Genomic DNA, 13,805 nt, shown 5'->3' with positions numbered 1-13,805 from the left:
GCCCGCCGACCGTGCGCGCCCCTGATCCGGCCGTGCGACACGGAACCCCGAGCCGCGTGGACCCCTCTCACCTCCCGAAAAGGGGGGACACATATGAAGATCACGATTCGGCACATATCCGTCGCCGCGGCACTCGTCTGCCTGTCCTTGCCGCTGGTTTCCTGCGGTACGGAAAAGGCAGGGGTGCGAGGGGCCGCCGCATCCGGGCGGGCACCGTCCGCGGCGGACCGGACGACCGACGACCAGACGTTGCCGGACGAAACGACCGACGACCAGACACTGGCGGACACCACCTCCGACGACCAGAACCTCCCGGACGAAACGACCGACGACCAGACACTGCCGGACACCACCTCCGACGACCAGAACCTCCCGGACGAGACAACCGACGACCAGACACTGCCGGACGAGACGACGGACGACCCCGGTCCTCCCGTGGACGACACCACGGACGACGAGGGGGGCGTGCCGGCGGCCGGCCCGCACCGCTGGTTTCCGATGCTCCGTGAATTCCGCGAGTACCTCACGAAAAACGCCCCGAAAGCCGATGCCCCCATCGCCGCCCACGTGACGAGTGTCTACACCCGCACGCCCGGGAGCAGCGAGCGCAGTGTCTCCGTGGTCCGGGTCGACTACGGGGTGATGGAACAGAAGGACGCGGATCGCGCCGCCCAGGTGTTCGCCCACTGGCGGCGCTCCGTATACGGCGATCACGGCCATGTGAAGGTGCTCGGCCCGGCAAAGACCACCGCCGAACTGGACTGGTAGTCGTCGACCGCGCCGGCCGGACCGGCGTGAACCCCGGGCGCCCCGCGACCGTGTGAGCGTGAGAGAAAAAGGATCAAGTGGTGCGCGTTGCGGTTCCCGGACCGCCGTCGCGGGCCACACTGATCGGCAAGCCGAGTGATCAGGAGTGTGACGTGCCACGCTACGAGGATGCCCATCGCAGCAGTCTCAGCGACCCCGAGGAGTTCTGGCTGCGGGCCGCGGAGGCGATCGACTGGGAGCGGCCGCCCACGCAGGCGCTGGACGACTCGCGGCCGCCCTTCTACCGCTGGTTCGCCGACGGACGGCTCAACACCTGCCACAACGCCCTCGACCGGCATATCGCCGCGGGCCACGGCGACCGCACCGCGTTGATCTACGACTCGGCGTACACCGGGGAGCGTCGTTCGTTCACGTACACGGAACTGCGGGACGAGGTGGCCCGGTTCGCCGGCGCGCTGCGCGGTCTGGGCGTCGTTGCGGGCGACCGCGTCGTGATCTACCTCCCCATGGTGCCCCAGGCCGTCGTCGCGATGCTCGCGTGCGCGCGGCTCGGCGCCGTCCACTCCGTGGTCTTCGGGGGATTCGCCCCCAAGGAGCTGGCCGCCCGCATCGACGACGCCCGTCCCAAGGTGGTCCTCTCGGCGTCGTGCGGGATCGAGCCGGGACGCATCGTGGAGTACAAGCCGATCGTCGACGAGGCGCTGCGGCTGTCCGCTCACCGGCCCGAGTCCGTCGTGGTCCTCCAGCGTGAGCAGGCGCCCGTGGAACTCGGCGAGGGCGAGCTGGACTGGGACGCGCTGACGGCCGGCGCGGAGCCCGCCGACTGCGTGCCGGTGGCCGCGACCGACCCGCTCTACGTCCTCTACACCTCCGGAACGACCGGCCGCCCCAAGGGAGTTGTGCGTGACAACGGAGGCCACGCCGTCGCCCTGGCGTGGTCGATGTCCGCGATCTACGACATCGGTCCCGGTGACGTGTGGTGGACGGCCTCGGACGTCGGGTGGGTCGTCGGCCACTCCTACATCGTCTACGCGCCCCTGCTGGTGGGCGCGACCACGGTCCTGTACGAGGGCAAGCCCGTCGGCACCCCGGACGCCGCGGCGCTCTGGCGGGTCATCTCCGAGCACGGGGTGAAGGCACTTTTCACCGCCCCCACCGCACTGCGCGCGGTGAAGAAGGTGGACCCCCGGGCCGAGCTCATGGCCGGGCACTATCTGAGCGGCTTCCGCACGCTCTTCCTGGCGGGCGAGCGCCTCGATCCCGAGACCTACCAGTGGGCCACGGACGCCCTCGGCGTCCCGGTCGTCGACCACTGGTGGCAGACCGAGACCGGCTGGCCGGTGGCCGCCAACCTCCGCGGTCTGGAACCGATGCCGATCAAGCCCGGCTCCCCCACGGTTCCCGTTCCGGGCTACGACGTCCGGATCCTCGACGAGGCGGGCGCGGAGGTGCCGCGCGGCGGCGAGGGCGCCATCTGCATCAAGCTGCCGCTGCCGCCCGGCACACTGCTGACCCTCTGGGGCGACGACGAGCGCTATGTGGACTCCTACCTCTCACGCTTTGACGGCTACTACCTCAGCGGGGACGGCGGCTTCGTCGACGAGGACGGCTATCTGTTCGTCATGGGGCGCATGGACGACGTGATCAACGTCGCGGGCCACCGGCTGTCGACGGGTTCCATGGAAGCCGTACTCGCCTCCCACCCGGCCGTCGCCGAGTGCGCCGTGATCGGGGTGGCGGACCGGCTCAAGGGTCAGGTGCCCCGCGGCTTCGTCGTGCTCAAGGCCGGAGCCGACACCGACCCGGAGCAGCTGCGTGCCGAACTCGTGGCGGCGGTCAGGTCCGAGATCGGTCCGGTCGCCTCCTTCAAGGAGGTCGACATCGTCGCCGGACTGCCCAAGACCCGCTCCGGGAAGATCCTCCGGAAGTCGATGCGGTCCATCGCCGAGGGCCGCGACGAGCCCGTGCCGTCCACGATCGAGGACGCGTCCGTCCTGGACGCCCTGCGACCGGTGCTGCGGCCCGAGAGCGGGTGAGGCCCTCGCGCCGCGTATCGCGGCAGTGAGGCGCCTCACAGTTCCGCCGTCCACGTCAACGGGCCACCGCGGCGCGCCCTATGGGGGGTGTGACCGATTTCAAGACCCCGGACCTCATCGGGCTTCGCACCACCGAGTACGCCTGTCCCGACGCCGAGCACCATCTCCGCCCCGACCAGGGCAAGGTGGTCACATGCTCATGACGACGCCAACGGCGCTCCTGCGTGCCGGTGAGGTGACTGCCATCGCCGGTGGCAGCGGAGCGGGAAAGACGACGCTGCTGGAGGCTCTCGCGGGGCGATTCGCGGGCGATGTGATGGGGTTCGTCCCCCAGGACGACATCATCCACCGCGAACTGCCCGTGGCCCGCACCCTGCGGTACGCGGCGCGGTTGCGGATGCCGGCCGGGACGAGTGCGGCCGCGGTGGACGAGGCGGTGGCACGGGTGATCGCGGTCCTCGGGCTGAGCGGGCACGAGCGGCAGCCGGTGGCCACGCTCAGCGGGGGTGAACGCAAGCGGGTCAGCATCGGCGTGGAACTGCTGACCCGGCCGGAGGTGCTCTTCCTCGACGAGCCGACGTCCGGCCTGGACCCGGCCACCGGCGCCGAACTCGTTTCCCTGCTGAGGCAGTTGGCCGCAGACGGAACCGCCGTCGCCCTCACCACCCACACCCCTGCGGATCTGCTGCGCGCGGACCGCGTGCTCTTCCTCGGGCAGGGCGGTGACGTGGTGTACGACGGACCGCCGCAGGAGTTGTGTGCGGCCTTCGAGGCACCGACAGTGGAGGAGGTCTACGGGAAGGTCGCGTCCGGCGCCCGTCACGCCCCGGCGCACGCGCCGGTGTCCACCGGTCCTGGCGCAGCGGCTCACCTGCCACGAACCGCCGACGCCACGCCGGGTCCCCGGGCGGGTGTGAGACGGCTCGGCGCGCTGCGTCAGTGGGCGCTGCTCACCCGCCGCAACGCCGACATCCTCCGGCGCGACCGGCTGTCGCTGGCCGTGCTGGGCGGGTCGCCGGTGATGATCGTGGCGATGTTCGCGGTGCTCTTCAAACCCGGCGCCTTCGACCCCGCGGCCCCGATGCCCTCGTCCTCGGCGATGATCCTCTTCTGGATCGCCTTCGGTGCCTTCTTCTTCGGGCTGGCCTACGGTCTGCTCCAGATCTGCGCCGAACTGCCGGTCGTCCGCCGGGAACGCCGCACCGTGCTCCGGCTCGGCCCCTACGTCCTGGCCAAACTGACCGTGCTGCTGCCCGTGCTCGTCGCGGCGGATGTCCTGCTGCTCGCCGTACTGCGCGCGCTCGACCGGCTGCCCGACGCCGGCTGGGAGGTGTACGGACCACTGTTCACCACCACTGTGGTGGCTTCGGCCGGGGCGCTCGCGCTGGGCCTGCTCGCCTCTGCGTGCGTCTCCCAGCCCTCGCAGGCCACGCTCCTGCTCCCGCTGCTCTGTTTCCCCCAGGTGCTGTTCTCGGGGGCGTTCGTGCCCGTGCCGCAGATGGCACTGCCCGGCCGGATGCTCAGTTATGCGATGACGAACCGCTGGGCGTACGAGTCGCTGGGCAGCGGTGCCGACCTGGAGTCGCTGTGGACCAACGGGCGTTCACCGCTGGGCCCGCCGCTGCTCGCCTCGTACGGGGACTCTTTCGGCCACCCGGTCGTCCTGGGCAACGCCCTCCTGGCGGGCTTCACCCTGGTCTTCCTCGCCGCGACCTGGATCGTGCTGGCCCGAAGGTGCCGCCGCTCGCCGTAGCGGACGAGTGCCAGGACGTACGACAACGCGCAATGATCACGCGCGGTACCGAACACACCCGCCGGTGTGCTGCCGCCCCCGCCCCTGCGTTGCATGGGGCGGCAGCACACCGGCGGGTGAACCGCACCCCGGCGGCCTCAGCAGTGCAACCGGGGTGGGAGGCCCGCCGAGAGTGGTGCCCGGTCACCGTAGGTGTCCTCGACGAAGCGCAGGAATGCCTCGACGTCGGCGCGGTTCGAGGACAGGCCGAGCGAGACCCGTACCGCACCGCCCGAGGGAAGGTCGAGCCGTCCCAGATAGTCGTCGATCGTCCCCGTCGTCCCCCGTGCCGCGCGCCGCAGATCCGGCATGCCGATGCCGAATGCGGCCTCGCCCGCACCCGGATTGCAGAAGCAGCCGGTACGCAGCGAGATGCCGCGCGCCGCGCTGTCCCGGCTGACGATCCGCTCGTCGATGACCGCGCCCTGCGCGTCCAGGAGGTTGAGCGAGACCGTGCCCCCACGCATGGCCGTGTCCGCTGGCCCGTAGAGCCGGACCATCGGCGCGCCCGAACGGTGCGTCAGCGCGCGCATTCCCTCGATCAGCATCCGGGTCAGGGAGCCGACGTGGTCCTGTACGGCCTCGATGCCGACCGAGCCGATGAAGTCCAGACCTGCTTCGACATCGGGTATGTGCAGGAAGTTCAGTGTGCCGTCCTCGAAGGCCGATTCGTCGTCGGCCATACGGTGCCACTGCGCCTGGGCGCTGACGACGTGGATGGTGCCGCCCGAGAACCAGGGCCGCCGCAGCCGGGCCATGGCCTCGCGCCGTACGATCAACGACCCGATACCGGTGGGGTATCCGAAGACCTTGTACCAGCTGACAGCCACGAAGTCCGGGTGTACGGCGGAGAGATCCAGGCGCCCGGTGGGGACGTACGCCGCCGCGTCGAGCAGGACGTCGTAACCTGCCTCCTGGGCAAGGTCCACCCAGCTCAGCGGATGCCGGACCCCGCTGAAGTTGCTCTGCGCCGGGTACACGAACAGGCCGCGTCGCCGTCCGGAAAGGGCGTCGCGCACGGCACTTTCGGAAGTACGCAACTCCGGCAGGTCCAACGGGACGTACGTGGTGCGCGTGCCGCGTGCCCGTGCGAACTGCCGCAGCCCGTTGACCGAGTTGTGATTGTCCGTCAGGAGCACAAGACGGCTCAGCCGGGTGAAGGGATATGCCTCACCGACCAGACGCAGTGCGCCCGTGGCGTTCGGTGTGAACACGACCGCGTACTCGGTGGGATCGGCGTTGAAGTGCCGCAGCACGGCGGCACGAGCCCGCTCGACGAGGTCCCCGGAAGCGGTGGACGTGGGATTGAGGGAGTGGGGATTGCCATAGGCATCGGTCGTCAACCGCCTTGCATGTCCCATCAGCTGGCTTCTGGCAGGCAGCCCGGAGCCGGTGTGGTCGAGATAGATGTGGTGCTTCTCGTCGAGATAGGCGTACTCGGTGCTGCGGAGCCCGGCAAGGGGCAGTGTTTCGAACATGTTCACACCCCGCATAGGCCCGCGCTGGCGCGGCCCGTTGACTTCGACGTCGAAACTGAGACATGCCTCACTCGTCGATGATGCTTGGTATGGGTGGCTCATGCCAGCTTGTCCGCACGTTCAGGTGCCGAGACCCGACGGTACGCCACCCGAAGTGGTCCTGGTCGAGTTGGTGACGAAGTGCACCGGTATTCCGGGCCGGAGCGCCGTCGCCGGTCCGGTGTGAGCCACCACGGGACTGAACCATCCAGCGGTTGCCTACGTTCAACCGTTTCGCCATCAGATCCGAACGATCGCGAGATCATCAGCCAGTCGAGGTACCCGTGACACAGACCACACCCCGCGAACCCATGGCCGACGTGCGCGACATGCACATGGCCCATCGCATGTTCCGTCGCGAATTCCGCCTTCTTCCCCAGCTCATCCGTGACGTCAGGCCTGGCGACACCGAACGGTCCGCGATCCTCGCGGACCACACCGACAAGATCTGCACGATCCTGGACGCCCACCACGAGGGCGAGGACGCGACGATCTGGCCGCTTCTGCTCGCGCGCGGCGGTGAGCAGAGCGCGGCCATCGTGCCGATCATGGAGCAGCAGCACGAAGGTGTTCACGAGGCGCTCACGACCATGACGTCACTCCTGCCGGCCTGGCGTGCCACCGCGCAAGGCGGCGGGGAACTCGCCTCCGCCGCCGATGTGCTGGCCGAGAGGCTGATCGAGCACATGGCTCTGGAGGAGAGGGAGATCCTGCCCTTGGCCGAGAGGCACATGACGGCGGCGGAATGGGCACTGTTCGGCGAACACGCCTTCGCGTCCATCCCCAAGAAGACCCTCGCCATCGGCTTCGGCATGGTCATGTACGAGGGAGACAGCGACGTGATCAAGGAGGTCCTCACGAACGCCCCGCTCGTGCCCCGGCTCGTCATGCCGGTCCTGGGCCCCCGCCTCTACGCCTCGCATGCCAAGCGGGTGTACGGCACGGCCACCCCGCCCCGGCTCGGGAAGTAACGCCGCACGGCAACCGAGGGTCCGCGTCGGCGCACCGTAGCCGGACAGCCGGTTGTCCATGAGGCGTCGTACCCGCGACATCGAGTACGCGGTCCGTTCGGATCCGGTCGCGAACACAGGAGTTGTCTCACGGAAGTGGGTACGGCTTCGAGTCACCGCTCGGCCGCGGCGGAGAGCTCGCACATCCGGCCCGCCCGTCTCGGGCAGTCGGTGCAGTCCGCCCGGACTGCGAGGTAGCACCAGGGCCCGGCCCTCAACCCCCGACCCGGGGTCCGGGTGAATACCTGGGGGGGTATTTGACGCCTACTTGCGAAGGGCATTACAGTGCCTGTCATATACCCCCCCAGGTATTTCGCGCGTCGATCGGCCGGTGACACCGTCCCGGCCGACGCAGGGTGCCTCGGCCGATTGCTCGCATGGCCGGGTACGGCGGGTCCGTGTGCGAACCCGGCGGCGAGCGGTCCGCGATGTGGTCCGGAGGTGTTTCGGTGTTCTTCGCCCAGTACTACCTCGACTGCCTGTCCCAGGCGTCGTACATGATCGCCGACGAGACCACGGGGCAGGCCGTCGTCGTGGACCCCCGCCGCGACGTCACCGAGTACCTGGCCGATGCCGGGGCCCGCGGTTTCACCGTCGTCGGCGTGATCAACACCCACTTCCATGCGGACTTCGTCGCCGGGCACCTGGAGCTGGCGGCCCGCACCGGAGCCTGGATCGGCTACGGACGCCGCGCCGAGACCGAGTACCCGGTGCGTCATCTGCAGGAGGGGGAGACGATCGCTCTCGGTGACGTCACGCTGGAGATCATGGAAACCCCCGGGCACACACCCGAGTCCCTCAGCGTCCTGGTCCGTGAGCGGGCCGGGGACGAGGTGCCCTACGGCGTGCTCACCGGCGATGCCCTGCTGATCGGAGACGTGGGGCGCCCGGACCTGCTCGCCTCGTCGGGTGTGACCGCCGAGGAACTCGGCGCGATGCTGCACGACAGCGTGCAGCACAAGCTCATGAAACTGCCCGACGAGGTGCGGGTGTTCCCCGCCCACGGTGCCGGTTCCGCATGCGGCAGGAACCTCTCGTCCGAGAATCAGTCGACCATCGGGGAGCAACGGGCCACCAACCATGCCTGCTCGCCGATGAGCCGCGAGGCGTTCGTGGCCTCCATAACGGTCGGCCAGTCGGTCGCACCCGCGTACTTCGCCCACGACGCGGACCTCAACCGGCGCCGTCGCGCCCTGCACGACCCGGCCGCGTCCCCGCGGCCCCTGACGGTCGAGGAGTTCCGCGCCCGCCGTACGGCGGGCGCGGTCGTCGTCGACGCCCGCGACCCCGAGGAGTTCGCCGCCGGGCACGTCCGCGGCTCGATCAATGTGCCCGCCGACGGTCGCTTCGCCGAGCAGGCAGGCTCCGTGCTCTCGCCGGCGGACGAACTCCTCGTCGTCGCACCGCAGAGCCGGGAGGCAGAGATGGTGACCCGGCTGGCTCGTGTCGGCTTCGACCGGGTCGGCGGATACCTACGATGCCCGGTCAGCGCACTCGCCGCTCTCGGCGACGAGGTCACCCCCGCAGGCCGCCTGAGCGCGGCCCAACTGCGACACGCCCTGCGCGGAGAGAACCCACCGCTCATCATCGACGTGCGCTCCCGCGGCGAACGGAGCGCGACCGGACAGATCGACGGGGCCCTGCACATTCCTTTCGGTGAACTCACCTCCCGGCGCGGTGAGTTCGGGACCGACCGTCCCGTCGTACTGCACTGCGCGGGCGGGCAGCGGTCCTCGGTGGCCGCGAGTGTGCTGAGGCACCACGGGTTCCAGGACGTCCGCGACCTCGTGGGCGGATACGGAGCCTGGGCGGCAACCGCCTGAGTGCTCGGCACCGAGGCTGCGCCGTCTGCCGGGCTGAGCACAGCCCGGCTCGGTCCTGCCGCCGTCTCTTCCCGAGACTCGCCACGCCCCTTGGAGAAAGGTGAAGAACACGATGTTCCTGTTCCGGAAGGACGAAAGGCGCCTGTCGGTCGACGAGGCCCGGGCCCGCACCGGCGGCGAAGCGCCCGAAGCGGTGTTGCTGGACGTCAGGGAGAGTCCGGAATGGAAGGCCGGCCACGCTCCTGGCGCGGTCCACGCCCCGCTGACAGGACTGCTCGCGGGCGGCGCGCTGCCGGGCATCGCGCAGGGCCACCCACTGGTGGTGATCTGCCGTAGCGGGCGCCGTTCCCAGCAGGCGGCGAAGCTCCTCACCGGGCGGGGAGCCGACGCGGTGGATGTCAGGGGCGGCATGAACGCATGGGCCGACGCGGGATACCCGGTCGTGGACGAACGCGGGAACAGCGGCTCGATAGCGTGAGCGCACTGGTACTCGCCCTGGCCGCTGGTGCCGTCGTCGGCCTGGCGCTCGGGGCCGTCGGAGGCGGCGGCAGTGTTCTCGCCGTCCCGGCATTGGTCTACCTGCTCGGCTTCACGCCCGCGGCGGCCACCACGGCGAGCCTGATCATCGTCACCGCCACCTCGGCCACCGCCCTGTACGCCCACGCGCGCGACGGGAATGTGGCGTGGAAGGCTGGCATGCTGTTCGCCGCGGCGGGCATCGTGCCCTCGGCCCTTTCCGGCGCCGCCGCCGGACACCTTCCACAGTGGGTGCTCACCGGGGCCTTCGCGGTCATGGCCGCCTTCGCGGCGTTGCGCATGCTGCGGCCCTCGGACGCCGAACCGCTCGAGCGGGTGCGCCCCCTGAAAGTGGCGGGTACGGGCGCCGGGCTCGGTGCCATGACCGGATTCCTCGGCGTGGGCGGCGGCTTCCTCGCCGTCCCCGCTCTGGTCGGCATCCTTGGCCTGCGTATGAAACAGGCGGTCGGCGCCGGCCTGCTGGTCGTCCTCGTGAACTCGCTCGCCGCACTGACCACACGCACGGGTACCGGCGGCGACCTGCGATGGGAGCTCGTCGGGCCCTTCGCCGGAGCGGCCGTTCTGGGGGCCTGGGACGGCAAGAGGCTCGCTGCGAAACTCTCCGGCGCAACCCTGCAGAGGATCTTCGCGTGTGTTCTGGCGGGGTTGGCGGCCTTCATGCTCGCCGACGCGGCCGTACGGGGATGAGGACCCTACGGGATCGGGGATGAGGACCGAATGGGATCAGGCCAGGGAGAGGAACAGCTTCTCCAGACGGGCCCGCATCTCATCGCGGTCCCCGGCGGAGCGGCGGCCGTCCTCCATCTCGCTCAGGCACTGCTGCAGCCCGGTCGCGATGATCGCGAAGCCGGCCCGGTCAAGCGCTCGTGACGCGGCGGCGAGCTGGATGACGACCTCCTCGCAATCCCGACCCTCCTCGATCATCCGGATCACCCCGGAGATCTGGCCCTGTGCCCGGCGCAGCCTGTTCAGGACCGACTTCAGTTCGGCGCCCGCCAGATCAAGCTCCATCAACGCTCCTCGCGACATACCCCCAGGGGTAATATACGCTTCATTGACCGGAACGCTCGACCAGACGCCGCGCCGCCCGCTCGGCGGCGGGCGCCGCAGCGCGGGCGGGATGTGCGGTTCCGGACGGTGAGCGGATGGCCGTCGCCTAGGGTCCTGTCCGGAGCGGCACGACTGACGCACACAACGGGGCGTCGCTCACACTTCTCCCGCGAGTTCCGGGAGCCGGCCGGTCGCGGTGTCCGGTCGTGACTCGGGGACCGTGCGGAACAGGGCTATCGCTCCGACCAGGCTCACCGAACAGATGGTCACGAGGTACCAGGTGACGCCCACGGAGGAGGCCTTGGAGCCGAGCAGTGCGGTGGAGATCAACGGGGCGAGTCCGCCGCCGAGTGTGGCTCCCGCTTGCAGGATCAGGGACGAGCCGGAGTAGCGGACCCGCGCAGGGAAGGTGTCCGCGATGATGGCGCCCTGCACGCAGTGTGTCACCGGGATGATCAGCCCCATTCCGGCGAGTGCGACCAGGGCGAGTGCCGGCTTTCCGGTGTCGAGCAGGGGGAAGAAGGCCGCGCACCAGACCAGGATGGCAGCGGACCCGCCGAGGAACATGGTGCGTCGTCCGTGCCTGTCGGCGAAGGCGGTCCACACCGGGATGGTGGCGAACCACAACACGGCCGCCCCGCTCACACCGAGGACGAGGAACTGCTTGTCGTAGCCGGCGTGCTGGGAGCCGTAGGAGAGCGTGAACACCATGAACACGTAGGCGACGGCGGAGTTCGCGATGACCGCGAGCAGGGTCAGTGCCAGACGGGGCAGCCCCACCTGGAAGGCGGCGGCCAGGGGGAAGCGGGCCACCTCACCCTGCTCACGCACCTGGTCGAAGGAGGGGGACTCCTCGATCCGCAGCCGTATCACCAGGCCGGCCGCCACCAGCACGACGCTGAGCAGGAACGGGACACGCCACGCCCAGGCGGTGAACGCGGCGTTGCCGGCCAGGGCGTTGGTGCCGAGGAAGGCGAGGTTGGCGACGACCAGTCCGGCTGGGGTGCCCATCTGCGGGAAGCCGGCGTAGAGGTTGCGCCGGCCGGCGGGGGCGTGCTCCATCGACATCAGGGTGGCGCCGGCCCCCTCGCCGCCGAGCCCGATGCCCTGTACGACGCGCAGGACGACGAGGAGGACGGGAGCCCACAGGCCGATGCTGTGGTAGTTGGGGACGAGCCCGATGAGGGTGGAACCCAGGCCCATCAGCAACAGGGAGACCACGAGGGTTGCCCGGCGGCCGACCCGGTCGCCGAAGTGTCCGAAGACGAGCCCGCCGAGCGGCCTCGCGACGAATCCGACGGCGAGCGTGGCGAAGGAGGCGAGGGTGCCGGCGGTGGGGCTGAGGGAGGGGAAGAACTGCTGGTTGAAGATGAGGGCGGCGGCGGTTCCGTAGAGGAAGAAGTCGTACCACTCCAGAGTGGTGCCGACGAGGGTGGCGATCGCCGTTCTGCTGGCGACGCCCCCTTTGGGCTGGGCTGCGTTGCTCATGGAGGAGACCCTCTCGCTGATGGCGGCATACGTGCTGCGTATCGCTGGATCCTGATGGCGCCGGACATGGCGCGCAAATACCGAAGCAGCGGCCTGCCATAGCGGTTTCGCTATAGCGGCTTCCGAGAGGCCGGTGCGGGTCCGGCCGGGTGCCGTCCCATGCGGAAACCGGTATAGCGGGCCTCAGGATGGTCATTTGTCAGGCATGGTCGCGGGTTCCAGGGTGGGAGTCATGACGGCATCCACCCCGCCCTGGATTCGCAACTTCGTCGACGGGCAGTTCGTCGATCCCGACGATCGCCAGGGCTTCGACGCCATCGACCCGGCCACCGGTCTCGTCCACGCCCGCGTGCATGAAGCGGGAGCGCCGCTGGTGGACCGCGCGGTGACGGCTGCCCGGCGCGCGTTGCCCGGCTGGGCTGCCGTGCCCGTGCGGGAGCGCACGGAGGTGCTGCGGCGGGCGGCCGCGCTGATCGAGGAGCGCTTCGAGGAGTTCGTCGCGGCCGAGATCGCGGACACCGGCAAGCCCGTCACCCAGGTACGTGAGCTGGATGTGGCCCGCGCCGTCGCCAACTTCCGCACCTTCGCGGACGTGGTCGCCGCCGCCGGCCAGGAGTCGTTCATGACCGATGTGTCCGGCGGGCGGCGGGCCCTCAACTACGCGGTGCGCAAACCGCTCGGCGTGGTCGCGGTCATCGTCCCGTGGAACCTGCCGCTGCTGCTGCTCACCTGGAAAGTGGCTCCGGCGCTGGCCTGCGGCAATGCGGTGGTGGTGAAGCCGAGCGAGGAGACACCGGGTACCGCCTCGCTGCTCGCCGAGGTGCTGACCGACGCGGGCCTGCCCGCCGGCGCCTACAACGTGGTGCACGGCTTCGGTGCCCGCTCGGCGGGCGAACACCTCACCACGCATCCCGGCATCGACGGTGTCACCTTCACCGGATCCTCGGCGACGGGCGCGCACGTCATGCGCACCGTGGCGCCCCGGGTGCGGCCGGTCTCCTTCGAGCTGGGCGGCAAGAACGCGGCGCTGGTGTTCGCAGACGCCGACCTCGACGAGACCCTCGACGGGCTGACCCGCTCGGTGTTCGCCAACACCGGGCAGGTGTGCCTGTGCACCGAGCGCGTGTACGTCCAGCGGGCGGTGTTCGACAGCATCGCCGACGGGCTGGTGGAACGGGCCCGCGCACTGCGGCTGGGGCGCCCGTCCGACGGGGCGACCACCACCGGCCCGCTGATATCGCGGGCCCACCGGGAGAAGGTGCGCGGCTATGCCGCACTGGCCGAGCAGGCGGGCGCCAATGTCCTCATCGGCGGCGGCATCCCGGACCTCGGCGACGAGCTGGACGGCGGCTCCTGGTTCGAGCCGACGCTCTGGACCGGGCTGGACAACACCGCACGGCCGGTTCGCGAGGAGGTGTTCGGGCCGGTCGCCGCGTTGATCCCGTTCGACAGCGAGGAGGAGGCCGTGGCACTCGCCAACGACACCGAGTACGGCCTGGCCGCTTCGGTGTGGACGCGGGACCTGCGGCGCGGCCACCGGGTGGCCCAGGCGATGGAGGTCGGCATGGCATGGGTCAACACCTGGTTCCTGCGGGACCTGCGATCGCCGTTCGGCGGGATGGGGCTTTCCGGCCTGGGCCGAGAGGGCGGCGCCTCGTCACTGCACTTCTACACCGAGCCCACCAATGTGTGCGTCCAGCTGTGATCCCCCGGTACGGGCCCGGCGCCGCACCGGGTGCATCCGCCCCGACGAAGACCGGCCGCCGCCCGGCGCGGGCGCGGCG

The 13,805-nt window shown here is 70.2% G+C and carries 11 protein-coding genes; 8 read left to right on the top strand and 3 right to left on the bottom strand.

The annotated features are described in order from the left end of the window. Positions 1-93 precede the first annotated feature (93 nt). From ACTWOL_RS31555 to ACTWOL_RS31545, 3 genes are all read left to right on the top strand, one after another. Positions 94-768: a hypothetical protein gene (locus ACTWOL_RS31555; RefSeq protein ID WP_474300255.1), complete on the top strand. Its 675-nt coding sequence runs from the start codon at positions 94-96 to the stop codon at positions 766-768. 152 nt (positions 769-920) lie between these two features. Beyond that, positions 921-2,804, top strand: a complete 1,884-nt coding sequence (locus tag ACTWOL_RS31550; RefSeq protein WP_474300254.1) for a propionyl-CoA synthetase — start codon at positions 921-923, stop codon at positions 2,802-2,804. 199 nt (positions 2,805-3,003) lie between these two features. Further along, positions 3,004-4,557, top strand: a complete 1,554-nt coding sequence (locus tag ACTWOL_RS31545) for an ATP-binding cassette domain-containing protein (RefSeq protein ID WP_474300253.1) — start codon at positions 3,004-3,006, stop codon at positions 4,555-4,557. 137 nt (positions 4,558-4,694) lie between these two features. On the opposite strand, the gene ACTWOL_RS31540 is transcribed toward ACTWOL_RS31545, so the two are convergent. Next, the gene (locus tag ACTWOL_RS31540; protein WP_474300252.1) at positions 4,695-6,074 is read right to left on the bottom strand and encodes an aminotransferase class V-fold PLP-dependent enzyme; all 1,380 of its coding nucleotides are present in this window, start codon (positions 6,072-6,074) and stop codon (positions 4,695-4,697) included. A 323-nt stretch (positions 6,075-6,397) separates the two neighbouring features. Between ACTWOL_RS31540 and ACTWOL_RS31535 the strand changes: the two genes are divergently transcribed. The 4 genes from ACTWOL_RS31535 to ACTWOL_RS31520 all read left to right on the top strand — a co-directional run bounded on the left by ACTWOL_RS31535 (position 6,398) and on the right by ACTWOL_RS31520 (position 10,170). Beyond that, positions 6,398-7,084 carry a hemerythrin domain-containing protein gene (locus tag ACTWOL_RS31535; RefSeq protein ID WP_474300251.1) on the top strand — a complete coding sequence of 229 codons (687 nt, stop codon included), beginning with the start codon at positions 6,398-6,400 and terminating at the stop codon, positions 7,082-7,084. A gap of 488 nt (positions 7,085-7,572) precedes the next feature. After that, entirely contained in the window at positions 7,573-8,946 is a 1,374-nt protein-coding gene (locus ACTWOL_RS31530; protein ID WP_474300250.1) for an MBL fold metallo-hydrolase, read from the top strand. Positions 8,947-9,058: 112 nt separating this feature from the next. Beyond that, positions 9,059-9,424, top strand: a complete 366-nt coding sequence (locus ACTWOL_RS31525) for a rhodanese-like domain-containing protein (RefSeq protein WP_474300249.1) — start codon at positions 9,059-9,061, stop codon at positions 9,422-9,424. Further along, a complete protein-coding gene (locus tag ACTWOL_RS31520) occupies positions 9,421-10,170 on the top strand; it encodes a sulfite exporter TauE/SafE family protein (RefSeq protein WP_474300248.1) in 750 nt (249 codons plus the stop codon). Before ACTWOL_RS31525 ends, ACTWOL_RS31520 begins: the two co-directional genes overlap by 4 nt. A gap of 36 nt (positions 10,171-10,206) precedes the next feature. On the opposite strand, the gene ACTWOL_RS31515 is transcribed toward ACTWOL_RS31520, so the two are convergent. Then, positions 10,207-10,494 carry a metal-sensitive transcriptional regulator gene (locus ACTWOL_RS31515; RefSeq protein ID WP_474300246.1) on the bottom strand — a complete coding sequence of 96 codons (288 nt, stop codon included), beginning with the start codon at positions 10,492-10,494 and terminating at the stop codon, positions 10,207-10,209. A gap of 195 nt (positions 10,495-10,689) precedes the next feature. Next, on the bottom strand, positions 10,690-12,021 hold the full coding sequence (locus ACTWOL_RS31510) for an MFS transporter (protein ID WP_474300245.1): 1,332 nt from the start codon (positions 12,019-12,021) through the stop codon (positions 10,690-10,692). Between the two features lie 232 nt (positions 12,022-12,253). On the opposite strand from ACTWOL_RS31510, the gene ACTWOL_RS31505 reads away from it, so the two are divergent. Next, entirely contained in the window at positions 12,254-13,726 is a 1,473-nt protein-coding gene (locus ACTWOL_RS31505) for a 2-hydroxymuconic semialdehyde dehydrogenase (RefSeq protein WP_474300244.1), read from the top strand. Positions 13,727-13,805: the final 79 nt, after the last annotated feature.

This window comes from Micromonospora sp. IBHARD003 (assembly GCF_056106285.1).
This window is presented reverse-complemented; position numbering and strand designations above follow the sequence as displayed.

Coding starts and splice junctions, on each gene's coding strand:
- ACTWOL_RS31555 (WP_474300255.1), top strand. CDS start 94: ATGAAGATCACGATTCGGCACATATCCGTCGCCGCGGCACTCGTCTGC.
- ACTWOL_RS31545 (WP_474300253.1), top strand. CDS start 3,004: ATGACGACGCCAACGGCGCTCCTGCGTGCCGGTGAGGTGACTGCCATC.
- ACTWOL_RS31540 (WP_474300252.1), bottom strand. CDS start 6,074: ATGTTCGAAACACTGCCCCTTGCCGGGCTCCGCAGCACCGAGTACGCC.
- ACTWOL_RS31525 (WP_474300249.1), top strand. CDS start 9,059: ATGTTCCTGTTCCGGAAGGACGAAAGGCGCCTGTCGGTCGACGAGGCC.
- ACTWOL_RS31515 (WP_474300246.1), bottom strand. CDS start 10,494: ATGGAGCTTGATCTGGCGGGCGCCGAACTGAAGTCGGTCCTGAACAGG.
- ACTWOL_RS31510 (WP_474300245.1), bottom strand. CDS start 12,021: ATGAGCAACGCAGCCCAGCCCAAAGGGGGCGTCGCCAGCAGAACGGCG.
- ACTWOL_RS31505 (WP_474300244.1), top strand. CDS start 12,254: ATGACGGCATCCACCCCGCCCTGGATTCGCAACTTCGTCGACGGGCAG.